Source organism: Paenibacillus sp. CAU 1782 (assembly GCF_054551715.1).
Genome location: NZ_JBTOLL010000025.1, coordinates 32,241 through 49,538 on the forward strand (window position 1 = coordinate 32,241; position 17,298 = coordinate 49,538).

A 17,298-nucleotide genomic window follows, 5' to 3' on the forward strand; every position below is an offset into this window, starting at 1 on the left:
GTATGCGCTCTCATTTAAACGCAATCCCATGTCTTAAACGATGCAAAAATAATGCGTTTTCAGAGCAAAATCGTAATGAATTGGCGATTTTGATGGTGATCGCTATGGTTTATGGCGAACATAGCGGATATACTATATCTGCTTGAAAACAACGGACAGGAGGGGCGAACATGAGTGAATCCGGTTACTGCAGAGTGCTGATCGTCGATGATGAAATTTTGATCCGGCAGGGGATTAAACATTTTATGAATTGGGAGCAGGAAGGCTTCCAGATTGTTGGCGAGGCGTCAAACGGAATCGAAGCGCTGCGGATGATTCAGGAGTTGAGTCCTCATATTGTCATAACGGATATTGTCATGCCGTTGATGGACGGGGAAGAATTGACCAAGGAAATCAAGTCGAAGCATCCTGAAATTGAGGTAATCGTGCTTAGCAGCTTCGGAGAATATCAATATGTGCGCTCAACTTTTCAAAGCGGAGTGGCTGATTATATATTAAAGCCCAAACTGGATATTCAGCATTTGCTGGCCGTGTTGAAGCTAACGGCCAAGCGGATTCCTTCGCTTCGCCCGGGCGATTCCGGAAATTACAGGTTGTCCGGCAACCGTTTGCTGGAGATGGTGCTGGGCGGCTATGAAAGCGATTATACGGCGGAGGACGTACAGGCAGCGTTCCCTTATCCGTTATTCAGGCTGATCGCCGTCGGCGAGGCCCGCAAGAGCGAACGCGGGAATGAACAAGGAGGCCTGGAAGGGGCTTCGCCCCAAACAGGATTGGCCGAATGGCTGGCAAAAGCGGCTGACATTGAAGGCTGGGAAGGCGTTTTTTATGAGCTGCCGGCTTACGGGGGTTCATCCATAGCGGTGGCTAACGGAACGGCTGACGGAATGGATTTGCTGCAGCGCTGGGCTTCAGCCCGGGCTAATGACAGGGAAGGCGGAGTTGTGGCTGTAACGGAAGCGTTCCGGGAACTGAACGAGGTTCGCGGCGAATATCGCGATTCCCTGTTGAAGCTGCTGAACTACTCTTTTTTTCTGCCCGAAATCAGGCTGATAAAAAAAGGTCAGCTGCCGCCGCTGCCGGAGGCGCCTGAACCGTTCCATCTCAACCGGTTTACGGAAACCTTCAAACGCGGCCAGTTTCAAACCGCATTCCAGTCCCTGCGTACCCATGCGGCTGCTTTGGCATCCTATTATGCCGGCGACGTATTCGAATATAAAACCTTCCTGGGCAATCTTATTTTTAATATGACCGTGCTGTTGAGCAATATGGAATATGACGTCAAGGAGCTGGACGCGGCCAAATACAGCTACTTCAAAGAAATCGAGCAATCGCAGAGCGCATCCGAAGCGCTTGCCATCATGGAGCGTTTTATAGGCGAGGCTGAGGAGCGCATCGCTCTTAAGGAGCGGGACCAAGGCAACGACAATATGAAAAAACTGCTCAACTATATTCAGGAGCACTACGCCGAACCGCTGACGCTTAGCGATATGGCGCGCCATTTTCATTTTAATCCCTCTTATTTGTCCAGTTATTTTACCGCTCACAACGAAGAAGGGTTTATCGACTATCTGCACAAAGTAAGAATCGGCAAAGCGGAGGAAATGCTGCGGGCAGGCGACGAGCCGATTTCCGAAATCAGTGGAATGGTGGGGTATTCCGACCATAGCTATTTCTGCAAGGTATTCAAAAAAAGTACGGGCTTTTCGCCCAGCCGCTACCGCAGGCAATTTCGGGATCAAGGGTGAAGAACGATGAGCAAGCTATTTGACCGTTTTAAATATAAAGGCCTTTTTGTCAAAATGTTTATTATTATGGTAGTCAGCATTATCGCGGTTTCCGTTACGACCACATGGACAACGATCAATGTTTCCGAGCGGGTTTTCACGGAAACCTTCAGCATCACCAACACAAAGGTCATCAATCAGATCAATAATAATCTGGATACCTTCAACTATTCCATAGCGCTGGCCACCAACAATCTGGCTCAAAGCGGCATTGCCCGGGAGTTCCTTACGGAGGCCGACGGCAGCTCGATCGCCAATTTCCGCTCCTTCTATGCTATGGGCAACGTCATGAAACGAATCAATTCGGGCCTGGATGCCTACGGAATCGATATTACGGTGACTGGCTTTAACGGAAGGATATTTGCGTCCTCCGGCCAATCCCCGCTTGGTATGACCTACAACGAGCTGATGCAGCATCCCATGACTCAGCGTTCTCTGGAGAATCCGCGCAGAATATTGTATCAGCACGTGAAATCCAAACATGGCGTTCCGCTTCTGGTCGCAACACGGCCGCTGACTGACCGGACCACGGGCAAAGAGTATGGAATGATTTTTTTTACGATGACGGAAAAAGAATTTGCCGGCTTTTATAATACCTATACCAGCGCAGGCAATGAAGTGGCGGTCATTAGCGGCAACGGGACCATCGTTTCCTCAGGGCGAAAAGAATGGATCGGCGCGGACGGAGGCGAGCTTCTGTCTTATGTCAGAAGCATGGAGGAAGACGGCAAGCCTTATATGAACATCATCATCCAGGATCGGGAACACATTGTGTTGTCCCGCTATTTGTCTTCCCTGGATTATTACATCGTCAATCTGATCGACAAAAAAATCGCCATCGGCCAGTTAACGGACATGCCTTCCATCATTATCAGCGTGGGCGTTATTGTTGGCGTGGCGCTAATTATCGTCTTTCTGATTTCAAGACGCCTGACCAAATCGTTGACGCGGCTGGTAAAGCAAATATCCACCATCTCCAAATATGAGTTCCACCACAAGGTATCCGTCGGAGGCAGCTATGAAACGCGGGAGCTCGGAATAGCCTTTAACGGGATGTTGGAGGAGCTTCAGGATTATGTCGCCAAGCTGGTGCAGACAGAGAAGCAACGAAGAAATGCAGAGCTGGAGGCGCTCCAAGGACAGATCAATCCTCATTTTCTGTACAACACATTGGCGTCCGTCAAGTTTATGGTGCAGCACGGCGATCGCGAGCGGGCAGCGGAAACCATCAACGCGTTGATTTCCCTGCTTCAGAATGTCATCGGCAACGTCAGCGAAACGATTACGCTTAGCCAAGAGCTGGTCAACATGAAAAACTATGTGCTGATCAATCATGTCAGATACGGCGAACGGATCAAGATGAACTATTTTATCGCGCCGGATTGTTTGGGGTGCCACCTGCCCAAGCTTATTATCCAGCCTTTTATTGAAAATGCTTTTTTTCATGGCTTTAACGCCAAGGCGGAAGGGAATATTTATTTTATGGCTTCGAAGGAGCCGGATGCGCTGGTCTGCGAAGTGGTGGACAACGGCGACGGTTTCGATATGAAAGCGGAGCAAAGCGTGGAAAATCTTCGGCCCTCCGGCAAGCGCCAACTGTTCACCGGTATCGGGGTGCGCAATGTACATGATCGGATCCGCCTGCTCTACGGCGAGTCCTACGGAGTTGAAATTTCAAGCCAGCCGGGCGAAGGCACAAGGGTCAAAATACGACTTCCGATCATTAAAGAATAAAAATCCTCCAACTTTCTAAATATATTTCTATTGCCGCATTTAGCCTTCAATGAATCCGTAATAATCTCACAAGTGTTGGCAAAGATAATTCTAACGTGTGGCAAACCCAGGGTGCTAAGATGAAAACAAGGCATCAGGAACCGCTTACAGATGTTGCACGAAATGTTGCAGACAGAAAAAATGGAGGTCGACACAATGAAAAAAATGATGGCTTTATTGCTGGCTAGCATGATGCTGCTGGCTGCATGTTCATCCGGCAACGGCAACAAAGGCGAAACGGGCGGCGAAACCGGCGGAAACAACGGCGGCGCGGCAACTAAAGTAACCGTATGGGCATGGGATGCCAACTTTAACGTTAAGGCCATGAATCTGGCTAAAGAAGCTTACGGCAAGGATCATACAGACGTAAACGTTGAAATCGTGGAAAACGCTCAAAACGATATCGTACAACGTTTGAATACAGGTCTGAGCTCGGGTACGACAAAAGGTCTTCCTAACATCGTGCTGATCGAGGACTACCGCGCTCAAAGCTTCATGCAAGCTTACCCTGACGCGTTCTACCCGATTACCAAAAACTTCAAAGCGTCCGATTTTGCGGACTACAAGCTTGGACCTACAAGCGCTAACGGCGAAAACTACGGCCTGCCGTTCGATTCCGGCGTAGCTGGTTTGTACGTTAGAACGGACTACCTGGAGCAAGCCGGCTACAGTGTAGACGATCTTCAAGACATCACTTGGAACGACTACATCGAAATCGGCAAAAAAGTAAAAGAAACAACCGGCAAGGACTGGATCTCCCTTGACCCGAACGACATGGGCATTGTCCGCATGATGATTCAATCCGCGGGCTCATGGTACCTGACAGCTGACGGCAAAAGCGCCGATCTGGCAGGCAACGTAGCACTGAAAGAAGCGTTTGAAGTGTACAAATCCATGATGGATGCCAATATTGTTAAAATCCATTCCGACTGGAGCCAATATGTAGCCAACTACAACAATGGCGATGTCGCTTCCGTACCAACAGGCAACTGGTTTACGGCTTCCATTACGGCGGCAGAAGATCAAGCAGGCAAATGGGCGATCGTGCCTTTCCCTAAACTGGCGGGCAATGACAAATCCGTTCATGCTTCCAACCTTGGCGGCAGCTCCTGGTATGTCCTGAATGTAGACGGCAAGGAAAAAGCAGCTGAATTCCTGGGCGCAACATTTGGTTCCAATGTAGATCTGTACCAAAAGCTGATCACTGACGTAGGCGCCATCGGCACTTACAAACCGGCAGCTGAAGGCGAAGCTTACAAAGCTCCTAACGAATTCTTCGGCGGACAAAACATTGTGAGCGACTTCTCCAAATGGACAGCAGAAATTCCTAACGTCAACTACGGCATGCACACGTACGCGGTAGAAGACATTATCGTAGTGGAAATGCAAAATTACCTGAACGGCAAAAACATCGACCAGGTGTTGACAGACGCTCAAAAGCAAGCAGATGCGCAAATCAAATAGTTTGATTTAGATGATGAAAACCTGGGACATGGCCTCGCTTGCTGAGTAAGGGAAGCAGGCTGGCGGCATGGCCCGGGTTTTTGTCTTGAGAAGGAGGAACTGTAGTGAATATCAAATCAAGAACAAATATAGTCAGCTGGTCCTTTATTTCCATTGCGGTCCTTATGATTTGCGTGTTCTATTTCTATCCGATGGTGCAGGCGCTTATCCTGTCGTTCAAATCGGGCACGGGCACCAATCTGAATTTTGTTGGCATCGACAATTACCAGCGGTTGCTTACGGATACCACGTTTCTTGCGGCGCTGAAAAATACATTTCTGTACCTGATTATTCAGGTGCCAATCATGATCATTCTGGCAATGTTTATTTCCGTGCTGTTGAATGACAAAAACCTGAAGCTAAAAGGCTTTTTCCGGACGGCGATCTTTTTGCCGGCCGTTACTTCGCTTGTTGCGTATTCCGTCATTTTCAAATACCTGTTTGGAGCGGACGGACTGATCAACACAGCTTTGCTTAACCTGCATATTATTACAACTCCGATCCAATGGATCACAGATCCCTTCTGGGCGAAAATTACGATTATTATCGCGATTACATGGCGCTGGACCGGCTACAACATGATTTTCTACCTCTCCGCGCTGCAAAACATCGACAACTCCATCTATGAGGCGGCCAGAATCGACGGAGCTTCGGCTACCCGCCAATTTTTCAGTATTACGGTTCCGCTGCTCAAGCCGATCATCCTGTTTACTTCCATTACCTCAACAATAGGCACGCTGCAATTGTTCGACGAAGTTATGAATATTACGAGGGGCGGACCTGGCAATTCAACCACGACGCTGTCTCAGTACATCTATAACCTGTCGTTCAAATATACGCCGGACTTTGGTTATGCGGCCACTGTGTCGTATGCGATTGTTATTCTGATTGTCATCTTCTCCATCCTTCAGTTCAAATTGGCAGGTGATAAAAATGGCTAAGCTGAAACGCGTATTGATGTATCTTTTCTTGAGCGCCGCTGCTGTCATCTCCATTTTTCCGTTTATTTGGATGATCGTCAGCTCCACCAACCGTTCAGTCGACATAACAAAAGGGAAGCTGCTTCCCGGCGCGTATCTGTTTGAAAACCTGCAGAAGGTTTTTGATACCGTCGACCTGGTGCCCGCTCTGTTGAACTCCGCCAAAATATCGTTGATAACGACCGCAGTATCGTTGCTTATCGCTTCGCTTGCGGGTTATGGCTTTGAAATTTTCAGGACAAAAGCGAAGGACCGGATTTTCTCCATTCTTCTTCTGTCCATGATGATTCCGTTTGCTGCATTGATGGTGCCGTTGTACCGGATGTTCGGCAGCATTTCGCAAGTGATGCCGTTTATCGGGATCGATACCATTTCCGCCGTCATTTTGCCGTCGGTAACAACGGCGTTTCTGATTTTCTTTTTCCGTCAAAGCACAAAGATGTTCCCGAAAGATATGCTTGAAGCGGGCCGAATCGACGGTCTGAGCGAACTTGGCGTTTTCTTCCGCATTTACATGCCAACGATGAAAACAACCTACGCTGCCGCATCGATTATTACCTTTATGTCCAGCTGGAACAACTACCTGTGGCCTCTCGTCGTGCTTCAATCGCCGGAGAAGCGCACGATTCCGCTGCTTATTTCCAATCTGGGCTCCAGCTATACTCCGGATTACGGGGTAATTATGACGGTTATCCTGATTGCTACCTTGCCAACGGCGATTGTTTTCTTCCTGATGCAAAAACATTTTGTGGCGGGTATGACCGGATCCGTGAAATAATGGAAACGATGTGTATAATAGAAGACATACACACCACAACACTACATGCATTTTTGTCAAAGGGGAGCAGATATCATGGTTCAAGCATCTAAGCCATCGCTGGATTGGCTCAGCGATGTCAGCGTATTTGAAGTAAACCGTCTTGCGGCGTATTCCGACCACAAGTATTATTCGTCGCTGGATGAAGCCAAAGCGCAAGGCGAAATGCCGATGCGCAGCACCTTAAACGGCACTTGGAAATTTAATTATGCGGTGAATCCCGCCGCGAGACCGGCGGGGTTCTATGAAACCGGCTTTGATGTATCCGGCTGGGGAGAAATCCAGGTTCCGGGACATATTCAAATGCAAGGTTACGGCAAGCCGCAATATGTAAATACAATGTATCCGTGGGATGGACACGAGGAATTGCGTCCGCCCCACATTTCCCAAAATGACAATGTTGTCGGCAGCTATGTTAAGTCCTTCTTTGTGCCGGAACATATGGAAGGCAAACCTCTTTATATCTCGTTCCAGGGCGTTGAGACGGCTTTTTACGTATGGCTGAACGGCCATTTCGTCGGTTACGGCGAAGACAGCTTTACGCCATCGCATTTTGAATTGACGCCTTACGTGCAGGAAGGGGATAACAAGCTTGCCGTCGAGGTATTCCAGCGCAGCACGGGAAGCTGGCTGGAGGACCAGGATTTCTGGAGATTCTCCGGCATTTTCCGGGAAGTGTACCTGTACACCATTCCTGAAATCCACGTTTCCGACCTTCGTGTATCCGCGGAACTGGACGAAAGCTTTACGCAGGGCAAGCTGACGGCGGGATTGACCTTTGCCGGTTCTCTGCCGGCGGGAGCGCGCGCCGCTCTGACTCTGTACAGCAAGGACGGCTCGCAGGTTGGAGAAGCTTCCATAGAACTGGGCAACGGCAGCAGCAAGCTGGAGCTTGCCTTGGACAAGCCTGCCCTGTGGAGCGCGGAGCAGCCTAATCTGTATGTGGCGATTATCGCCATTACCGATGCCAGCGGGAATGTCGTGGAAGCAATACCGCAAAAGGTCGGTTTCCGTCGTTTCGAGATGAAAAACAAGCTGATGCTGCTTAACGGCAAACGTATCGTGTTCAAGGGCGTTAACCGTCACGAATTCAATATCCGCCGCGGCCGGGCGATTACCAAGGAAGATATGTTAATCGATATCAAAACGATGAAACAAAACAATATCAACTCGGTTCGGACATCTCACTATCCTAACCAGACTCTGTGGTATGAGCTTTGCGACGAATACGGCATTTACGTAATCGACGAAATGAATCTCGAAACGCATGGTTCCTGGCAGAAGATGGGGGCAGTCGAGCCGTCCTGGAATATTCCGCATAACAGACCGGAGTGGCAGGATATCGTTATGGACCGCGCTATCTCCATGTATGAGCGCGACAAAAACCATCCGTCCATCCTGATCTGGTCGCTTGGCAATGAATCCTACGTAGGCGAAGTGCTAGTCAACGTCGCGCGCTTTTTCCGCAACTCCGATTCCAGCCGTCTTGTTCATTACGAAGGCGTGTTCTACGATCGGAATTTCTCGGAAGCGAGCGACATGGAAAGCCGCATGTACGCCAAACCCGCCGATATTGAACAATATCTGGATGCCAATCCGGATAAGCCTTATATCAGCTGCGAATATATGCATGCTATGGGCAACTCCCTTGGCGGCATGAAGAAGTACACCGATCTGGAAAATAAATACCCGATGTACCAAGGCGGCTTTATCTGGGATTACATCGACCAGTCTATTCTAACGACGGACCGTTACGGCAAGGAGTTTCTGGCCTACGGTGGCGACTTTGGCGACCGTCCTACCGATTACGGCTTCTGTACAAACGGCATCGTGTATGCCGACCGTACGGTTTCCCCGAAAATGCAGGAAGTCAAATTCCTGTACCAGGATCTTAAGCTGGCTGTGGATCAAGACGGCGTTGAAATCGCAAATGAAGGATTGTTTGCCGACACGTCGCATCTGGAGCTGTTCATTTCTTTGGAGAAAGACGGCGTAGAGCTGGCAACAGAAAGCCTGTCCGTTACTGTTGCGGCTGGCGAAAAGGCTCGCGTTGCGTCCGGTCTTGCGGAGCAGGCTTTGCAAGGCGGCGAATATACCTTGAATGCTTCGTTCCGTTTGAAGGAAAACACGCTGTGGGCTTCTGCGGGATATGAAATTGCTTTTGGCCAGCACATTTTCACCGTGCAAGACGCTGCTGGCACGGCATCCGTCTATGAGCGTTTCGCGCCGCTGAAGGTTATTCACGGCGACGTGAACATCGGCGTCAAAGGCCGCGACTTCAGCATGATCTTCTCCAAGCAGGCCATGAGCCTGATTTCGCTGAACTACGGCGGACGCGAGATGATCGCTGCGCCTCCGGCGCCGCTGTTCTGGCGCGCGACAACCGACAATGACCGTGGTTACGCGCAAGGCTACGACGCGGGCATCTGGTTTGCCGCCAGCCTGGCACGCAAATGCATTTCGGTTGATGCGTCTACCGATGAAGTCAGCGGAAGCGTGACTGTAGCGTACCGTTACTCCTTCTCTGTCGCTCCTGAAGCGGAAGCGGGCATTTCCTACACCGTACGCAAGGATGGCAGCATTCTGGTGAACTCGCATTACAAGGGTTCAGCCGGACTGCCTAGATTGCCGATCTTTGCGGTTTCCTTCAAGGTTTCGGCCGATTACGACCAGTTGGAGTGGCTGGCGCTTGGACCGGATGAAAACTATGCCGACCGCGCAAACGGAGCCCGTCTGGGACGCTTTAGCGGAACGGCTGCGGGCAACGTATCGGGTTACCTCATGCCGCAGGAATCCGGCAACCGGATGGGCGTGCGCAAGCTGGCGGTTACAGACGCTGCCGGCCGAGGCATCCGCATCCTGTCGCATGGCGAGCCAGTAGAGTGCGGCGTATCGCCTTATACAGCTCTGGAGCTGGAGAACGCGCAGCATCATTATGAACTGCCGCAAGTCCACTACACCGTATTGACGGTAGCGGGACGCCAAATGGGCGTTGGCGGGGATGACAGCTGGGGCGCGCCGGTGTACGAGGAATTCCAGATCAAAGGCGACGAGGACCATTCCTTCTCCTTTGTTATTGAACGGATATAATTGAACAGCAGGAGGCTGCAATCTTCGCTTTAATCGCAAGCTTGCGCTAATGCAGCTTCACATTAACCGTACTCCGGCATTATGCCGGGGTACGGTTATTCTTGCTGGACGGCAGGTTAAGAATATGATTGACCAAGGAGCCATGATATCGGAGGTTTGGGGCAACGATTCCATTTCCCTCAAGCTTCAGATTCAGGAAGTCGTCAGAATGCTGAAGGAGAATGCAAACCAGTAACAAACCCCTAGAGGGCAGAGTGCTCGCTTGTTATGATCCAGAGTATAAGTGCTTTCAAAAACCTTGCACTGCCTATGCGGCGGAGCAAGGTTTTTTGCGGTCCTTGTCAATGGAGAGCTTGGTTTGGCTATAATGTAATTAGAAAAGAGGTGCTGAGCATGTCGCTGATCTATTCCTTTCCTCCCGTTGTGGACGAGCGGGCGCGCGTCCTGGTGGCGGGCACGGCCCCTAGCGTCAAATCGCTGGAGAAGGGGCAATTCTACGGACACCCTCACAATTATTTCTGGAAAATCGTTTATGCGCTGTTTCAGGGCTTGAAGCCCGGCGAAGAGGGATATGGCGTGCCGGATCCCTCCTACGAGAATCGGCTTTCCTTTCTGCAGGATCATCGGCTGGCTCTATGGGACGTCATTCATTCCTGCGCTCGCGAGGGCAGTCTGGACGTTAATATCAAGTCGGAGACGGCAAGCGATATTCCAGGCCTGTTAAGACGTTACCCCGGCATAAAGTGCGTGGCCTTCAACGGAAGCAAAGCCTATGACACCTTCATGAAAGCCCATGGCGCGGACGCTGCAGGCGAAGTGGCGCTGCTTAAGCTGCCGTCGAGCAGTCCCATTCCTACCAAAACGATGAGGAATCTGGACGACCGTGTTGCTGCATGGCAGGTTATTGTTCCTTTTACGCAAGAGGGTTAGGCTGCTGGCGGCGTGCCGCAATGAAGTGTTGAATTTAAAAGCCTTCCTGTATATAGTAGTAACATATGAATGGAAAGAATGCGGGAGCGAAGCAATGAACGAGCGTGCAAAGGTCCAGCTTGTGCTGGAGAGCAGGGTTGACGGCCAGAAGGAGGTTCACCGCTACAAGGGCGAGTGGTTCCGCAAGGAGAAGTCGATCTACATACGCTATGCCGAAGGCGAAGGGAATCAAGCGCTGCTTCGGTATACGCCAGGGGAGTTGTCTCTTAAACGAAGCGGAGGCATAACGTCGGAGCAGCTTTTTGTTCCGGGACAGAGCAGAATCGGTTCGTATTCCACGCCACAGGCAGTCTTCCGGCTTGAAACGGAGACCTCATCGCTTGTGGTCAAGCGGGATGCCGCGGAAACAATTGAGCTGCCCGAAAGCCTTCCTTTTCAATTGGAATGGCGATATGAATTGAAAGTCGGCGGACAAATAGCGGGCAATTTCCATATTTGTCTCCATATACAGGAGGAGTTAGAAGGATGAGCGGAAATGTATTGGAGCAATTGTACGAAGGGGTAAAAGGGGCGATCGCGGACGCGGTTGTTGCATCGGGGCTGGCAGCCAGAGAGGAGCTGCCTGCTTTTGTGCTGGAAGTGCCCAAGGATAAGGCGCATGGCGACTTGGCGACCAATGCGGCTATGCAGCTGACCAAACTGGCCAAAAAAAATCCGCGCCAAATCGCGGAAGCCATCATCGCTAATCTGGACGGGGGCAAAGCCTTCATTACATCGGCTGAAATTGCGGGCCCCGGCTTTATCAATTTCCGCCTGGACAAAAGCTATCTGTACCCTGTTGTGAGCGAGGCGTTGCAGGCGGGAGCGGATTACGGCCGCGTTGCGGTCGGAGCGGGTCAAAAGGTTGAGATGGAATTTGTCAGCGCCAATCCGACAGGCAGCCTGCATCTCGGACATGCGCGCGGGGCTGCTGTTGGCGATGCGTTGTGCAACGTGCTGGATTTTGCGGGTTACGATGTAACGCGTGAATACTACATCAACGATGCCGGCAAACAGGTGGAGAATCTTGCTTTGTCGCTTGAGGCTCGTTACCGCCAGGCGCTTGGCCAGGAGGCCGAAATGCCGGAGGACGGCTATCACGGCGAAGACATAATCGGGTTTGCCAAAGACTTGGCTGCACAAGAAGGAGACCGTCTGCTTTCGCTACCTGCAGAAGAACGTTCCGCCTTCTTCCGGACGTTTGGACTGGAGAAGGAGCTTGGCAAAATCAAACGGGACCTGGAGCGGTTCCGCGTTGGTTTTGATTTGTGGTATAGCGAAACCTCGCTGTACGAAACCGGACAGGTGGTACAAGGCCTGGAGGCGCTGAGGGCATCCGGCCATGTATATGAGGAAGACGGCGCGACCTGGCTTGCCACAACTACGTTTGGGGACGACAAAAATCGCGTGCTGGTGAAAAATGACGGCTCATACACTTATTTGACGCCGGACATCGCCTACCACCGCGACAAATACAGCCGGGGCTACGACCGGATGATCAATATTTGGGGCGCCGACCATCATGGCTACATTCCCCGTATGAAGGCGGCTATGGAAGCGCTGGGCAACGATCCCGGCAAGCTGACCGTGCTGATCGCACAGATGGTCAGCCTGTTCCAGAACGGCGAAAAAGTCAAAATGTCCAAACGTACCGGCAAAGCGGTGACGATGGAGGATTTGATGGACGAGGTTGGCGTCGACGCGATGCGTTATTTCTTCAGCATGCGGAGCATGGATTCCCATCTCGACTTCGATATGGATCTGGCTATTTCCACATCCAATGAAAATCCGGTATTCTACGTGCAGTATGCCCATGCGCGGATTTGCAGCATTTTCCGCCAGGCGGAGGAGCAAGGCATCACGCTGCCGGAGATCGATAGCGTGAACCTGTCCAAGCTGAACTCGGAAGCGGAATACGATTTGCTGCGCAAAATCGGCGAGCTGCCGCAGGAAGTGGCGGATGCCGCTTCCGGTTATGCGCCGCATCGCTTGATCCGTTATGTCTATGAGCTCGCGGCGGAGCTTCACAGCTACTACCGGGCCGAGCGCGTCATTACGGAGGACGGCGAGCAGACTGCTGCGCGTCTGGCTCTGCTGGCGGCTGTTCGCGTCGCTATCGCGAACGTGCTGCGCCTGGTAGGCGTATCCGCCCCCGACCGGATGTAGGCCAAAGGGTAAGGGAAAGACCCGAGAGATAAAAAAATCAACCCCCGGAACGCAAAACAAATGCGGCGTTTCCGGGGGTTGATTGTCTTGCTAAGGATAATACGGCTCTTGAAGGAGTCCCGTCACGTTGCATGGCTTAATTAGAGGGCACACGATCTAATGGTTATTGCTCCGGAACGCTGACATAGGATACGGCTTGCATGGAATCCTCTAACGTGAACGAGGTTTCGCCGCCTGCGATATCTCCCCAATGTCCTGTTGCTGTTTGAGGCAAAATTACTCTCGCCCAATAGCTTCCGGGAGCGACGGGTTTGCCATTGTTGTCCTTCCAGTCCCACACAATCTCCGTTCGCACTGCTCCCCTCATTCGATGCACCGTTCCTTCAAACGTCTGAGTGGTTAAGGTGCGGATGGTCTTCTGAGACTCGTCGTCTTCCCGGTAAATATTGATTTTAAACGAGATTGGCTTCGTCAAGGTGACATGACGATTATCATCGAAGTTGATGAGATTAATCGCCCAAGCGGAGTTCCCTTTCATTTGCGGGCCAGCATTCGCTCCGTCGATATTGACGGCGAGCGGATGGCCGTTCATGCCTCCTGCTCCACAGGCGCAGCCTTCGACCGGATATTGGGCAAACGACCAGTCCCGCTTGTCGATCACAACGGGCGTTAACTCAAGCTGCTCCAGATTATCCAGCAGAGGCAGCTCGGCTTTGAAAACCGCAAGGTCTCCCGGCATTCTCTGGTAAAGACTCACTTCGCGGTTATGGAGAGTTTTAAGCTTAATCCTTCCCGACAAACTGTACTGCTTGCCTGTCTTGTCTATCAATGCAAAAGCAAGCTCCTTGCCAGAAGGTATACTTTTGTCGAAACGGACTGTTCCCGATACTTCCGGCATACCTGTGAGCGTTCTGTCGAATCCTTGATAGCTGTAGGAACTGCGGTTCAGGTAGCCTGCGCGCACATATCCATCCTTGTCCCTGACGGTGAGATCACGGTCATCCTCGGAATAAACCTCAACCCTTGCTCCTTCCCCGTTTGCCGGGCTGAAGTAGTAGACCGAAGCGCCCATTGTCTCTGCAAACTTTCTCAGAGGGACATACAGCTGCCCTTTATAATTCAACGCAATACTTCTATCATCGCTTGTGTCCAGTGCTTCTCCTCCCACATGATAGCTCACCGCAATGCTGCTGATGAGCGCTCGGACCTCATTGGAGGCCGCTGCCGCAGTTGCGGCGAACAGAGCCATTCCGCATATCAAACCCAATAGAAACTTTTTGATGATAAACACTCTCCTTTCTTCAATATAGCTCATATGTATAAACGCAAGCTCCGAGAAAAATGTTGTAGCCAGACTTATGGCATATGTAACATCGTGTATGATCTGCGTTGATAATGAGAATTGTTCTTGATATAATCGGTAAAAAAGAAACGTGCACGGGAGGCATGCGGGGTGTCGTTTGAAGAGCATTTGCAATTGTGGAGCCGTTCAGCCTTGTTTGTAAGCGACATCCGACGGGCTGCGCTGCGGCGGAATGAACGGATCAATGCCGAAGCCATGCCGGGGAGCGCTTTTCTTCTCATTCACCAAGGAAGCGCTGAAATCGACATTGACCGCGAACGGCACCGGTTCAGCGGACCTTATGTATGCCACGCTCCCAAGGGGGCGAGGTTAAGCATAGATCCCGTTGGAGATCTGCTGGAGTATGACCTCATCTATTATAAGGCGGTGCTGTCCCCTCCCTATTGGAGGAATCTCTTGCGTTTGCAAAGGGAAAACAATCCGTTTCTCACCCCCTTTGGCTTTGCGCCCAGCCGCCATTTGGTTATTTACGCACTCGCTGAAGAAATGCATCGTCTATGGGGTGAGCATGGTCAACTGGAGAGATTTCAGGCAAGGGCGTTATTTTACCAGCTGGGGGGCGAACTTCTGCGTCAGCTGCGGGAGCTGGAGACCGGCGAGGCCGGCGGTAGCGATCTGGTTAGCCAAGCCGTGCGTTATATGGAAGCGCGCTACGGGGAGTCGCTGACGCTGCAGGAGCTTGCTTCTGCGCTGCAATCCGCGCCAAGGTCGCTGCAACGCCAATTCAAGGCGAAGATGGATGTCAGTCCGATGGATTATTTGATTGGAATCCGCATGAAACGGGCAAGCGACATGCTGGCGGGGACAGGAGCGACGCTGCGGGAAATCGCCGAGGCGACCGGATATGCGGACAGCTACTATTTTAGCCGCGCCTTCAAAAAGTACAGCGGCTTCTCCCCGCTGCAATACCGAAACAACTGTCGCAAAAGTCCATCCGAGCTGGCGTCATATTCCATTGGAGTCGAAGAGGTTCTTTCGTATAGTGTTATTGATAGTGCAAATCATTATCAATACAAGCGCGAAGGGGACAGACAAGTGGTTAAACGTACAAAGTCAATGCTGGCAGTCAGCGTAATGCTGAGTTTGATTCTTTTATTGGGGGCATGCTCGGGAGGGACGGGCGGAGCAAGAAACAATGGTGGAGAAGGAACGGCGGCTTCTCCGACAACAGCGGCGGCAACCGTTAGCCCGACACCTGCGGCGCAAGCAAGCTACCCTGTTACCATCGAGGATTTGAAAGGCAGCTATACGCTTGAGCAAAAACCGGAACGGATTGCGGTGCTGGACACCAAATTCGTCGATCAATTGGTGACGCTGCAGGAGCAGCCTGCGGGAAGCGTAACGGCAGCGGGATCGGATTCCGATTTTCCGGAATATTTGGCGGATCGCCTGACCGATGTCAAAGTGCTGGGTACTCGCGATGAGCCCAATTTGGAAGCGATCGTGGCGATGGATCCTGATTTGATTCTGATTACGGGATTCCAGGAAAAAGTCTATGACAGTGTGTCCAAGATCGCTCCGACGATTATGCTGGATTTTGACGAGGATTGGAAGGATACTTTGGTCACTGTCGGTAAAATAGTTGGCAAAGAGCAAGAAGCGAACCTTGTGCTGGAAGAGTACAAAGAGAAGATTTCCAGCCTGAAAGAAAGGCTGCAGGCCAAGCTGAACGGAGAAAGCGTAGCCCTGCTTCGGCCGCGCGATGGAGAAATCCGCGTCCATACTCCAGGTCACCGTACAGGGGCGATTCTGTATAACGATCTGGGATTGACGGTGCCGGAGTCCGTCGCCCAGCAGGAAGATACGGCATATCATATCTCTCTGGAAGCACTGGCAGATGTCGGCGCTGACCATTATTTCCTGCTGACCGACGATATGTTCAAGGATCAGGTACAGGAGTTCCAGAACACAACGACCTGGCAGTCTCTTGAGCCAGTCAAGCAAAACCGCGTATATACAGTGGATACGACTCTATGGATTGCTTATTATGGACCAATCGCAATCAACATGATTGTAGATCAAGTGGAGGAAGCGCTTCTTGGCGGCAACTAACAGTCCTTTTTTCTTGACGCCGAAGGAATGGGAGGAAATGCCTAGCCGCTTCGCTATGAACGCGGAGGAAGTCGATAAGCCTTTGCTGTCCTCTATATTGGCTTTCGAACTGCTGGACAAGGAGAAGTGCGCCCGGTATCTGGATTGGCTTGGGGCCCATATCGGGGCTCCTTCCCGAAGGGTAACCGCTTCGATGTTGGCCAAACGGTATGCTTATCTCGTTGTGTCGCCGGTGCTGCATGCCATGACCATGTATAACAAAGGGCTAGGGCTGTCGCTTGGCAATTGCCGATTGATCGCGCCGGATTATAGCGGATGTTTGCCGGAAAGGTCGAAGTTCCCCGAACTTCTTTTCGATGGACCTCCCCTAATGATGTCGGTTCCGGCTGCTGGCGGCAGAACGTCCTGGCGCGATGGAATATTGCGGGAGCTGTTTGCCGGCCATCTTTCTCCGTTGTTCCGTTCTTTAGCGGAAGCGGGCGGCGTCCCCCAGGCTATATTGTGGGAAAATACAGCGGTTCGCATTGCTCCGGTATACGAGGACGTCCTTTCTATAGAAACGGCACGAAACGATTACAATTATATCATTCAGGACGCGGCTGCCGAATTGTTCGGGCAACGGCGCAATCCGTTATCTCCCTTTTTGGAGCCAGCTGCGCCAAGGGCTGCATTTCTGGCGGAGCGGGTTCGCAAAACCTGCTGCCTCTACTATGAGATGGCTCCGGAGTATTGCCGGAAGTGTCCAAAAGCATGACCGCAAAGCTAAGGCGTGTATGCAAACCCGCTTAGGGGCATTTA

The 17,298-nt window shown here is 51.4% G+C and carries 12 protein-coding genes; 11 read left to right on the plus strand and 1 reads right to left on the minus strand.

Annotated features, from left to right (window positions below; translation table 11 throughout):
* The first annotated feature begins 170 nt into the window (after nt 1-170).
* The 9 genes from ACX93W_RS25815 (at nt 171) to argS (ending at nt 13,085) form a co-directional block, all read left to right on the plus strand.
* On the plus strand, nt 171-1,748 hold the full coding sequence (locus ACX93W_RS25815) for a response regulator (RefSeq protein ID WP_459395254.1): 1,578 nt from the start codon (nt 171-173) through the stop codon (nt 1,746-1,748).
* A 6-nt stretch (nt 1,749-1,754) separates the two neighbouring features.
* A complete protein-coding gene (locus ACX93W_RS25820) occupies nt 1,755-3,521 on the plus strand; it encodes a sensor histidine kinase (RefSeq protein WP_459395255.1) in 1,767 nt (588 codons plus the stop codon).
* A 195-nt stretch (nt 3,522-3,716) separates the two neighbouring features.
* Nucleotides 3,717-5,024: an extracellular solute-binding protein gene (locus ACX93W_RS25825; protein WP_459395256.1), complete on the plus strand. Its 1,308-nt coding sequence runs from the start codon at nt 3,717-3,719 to the stop codon at nt 5,022-5,024.
* Between the two features lie 164 nt (nt 5,025-5,188).
* On the plus strand, nt 5,189-6,004 hold the full coding sequence (locus ACX93W_RS25830; protein ID WP_459395279.1) for a carbohydrate ABC transporter permease: 816 nt from the start codon (nt 5,189-5,191) through the stop codon (nt 6,002-6,004).
* Nucleotides 5,997-6,821, plus strand: a complete 825-nt coding sequence (locus ACX93W_RS25835) for a carbohydrate ABC transporter permease (protein ID WP_459395257.1) — start codon at nt 5,997-5,999, stop codon at nt 6,819-6,821. Before ACX93W_RS25830 ends, ACX93W_RS25835 begins: the two co-directional genes overlap by 8 nt.
* Before the next feature lie 75 nt (nt 6,822-6,896).
* The gene (gene lacZ / locus ACX93W_RS25840) at nt 6,897-9,950 is read left to right on the plus strand and encodes a beta-galactosidase, LacZ type (protein WP_459395258.1); all 3,054 of its coding nucleotides are present in this window, start codon (nt 6,897-6,899) and stop codon (nt 9,948-9,950) included.
* A gap of 393 nt (nt 9,951-10,343) precedes the next feature.
* The gene (locus ACX93W_RS25845) at nt 10,344-10,880 is read left to right on the plus strand and encodes a DNA-deoxyinosine glycosylase (protein ID WP_459395259.1); all 537 of its coding nucleotides are present in this window, start codon (nt 10,344-10,346) and stop codon (nt 10,878-10,880) included.
* A 94-nt stretch (nt 10,881-10,974) separates the two neighbouring features.
* A complete protein-coding gene (locus tag ACX93W_RS25850) occupies nt 10,975-11,409 on the plus strand; it encodes a YwiB family protein (RefSeq protein WP_459395260.1) in 435 nt (144 codons plus the stop codon).
* The gene (gene argS, locus ACX93W_RS25855; protein ID WP_459395261.1) at nt 11,406-13,085 is read left to right on the plus strand and encodes an arginine--tRNA ligase; all 1,680 of its coding nucleotides are present in this window, start codon (nt 11,406-11,408) and stop codon (nt 13,083-13,085) included. Before ACX93W_RS25850 ends, argS begins: the two co-directional genes overlap by 4 nt.
* 163 nt (nt 13,086-13,248) lie before the next feature.
* Here argS and ACX93W_RS25860 read toward each other — a convergent pair whose 3' ends face one another.
* Entirely contained in the window at nt 13,249-14,400 is a 1,152-nt protein-coding gene (locus tag ACX93W_RS25860; RefSeq protein WP_459395262.1) for a flagellar hook assembly protein FlgD, read from the minus strand.
* A 138-nt stretch (nt 14,401-14,538) separates the two neighbouring features.
* On the opposite strand from ACX93W_RS25860, the gene ACX93W_RS25865 reads away from it, so the two are divergent.
* Together ACX93W_RS25865 and ACX93W_RS25870 are read left to right on the plus strand one after the other, a co-directional pair.
* Nucleotides 14,539-16,500 carry an ABC transporter substrate-binding protein gene (locus ACX93W_RS25865; protein ID WP_459395263.1) on the plus strand — a complete coding sequence of 654 codons (1,962 nt, stop codon included), beginning with the start codon at nt 14,539-14,541 and terminating at the stop codon, nt 16,498-16,500.
* On the plus strand, nt 16,487-17,254 hold the full coding sequence (locus ACX93W_RS25870) for an IucA/IucC family C-terminal-domain containing protein (protein WP_459395264.1): 768 nt from the start codon (nt 16,487-16,489) through the stop codon (nt 17,252-17,254). The genes ACX93W_RS25865 and ACX93W_RS25870 overlap by 14 nt, the downstream gene beginning before the upstream one ends.
* Nucleotides 17,255-17,298 lie beyond the last annotated feature (44 nt).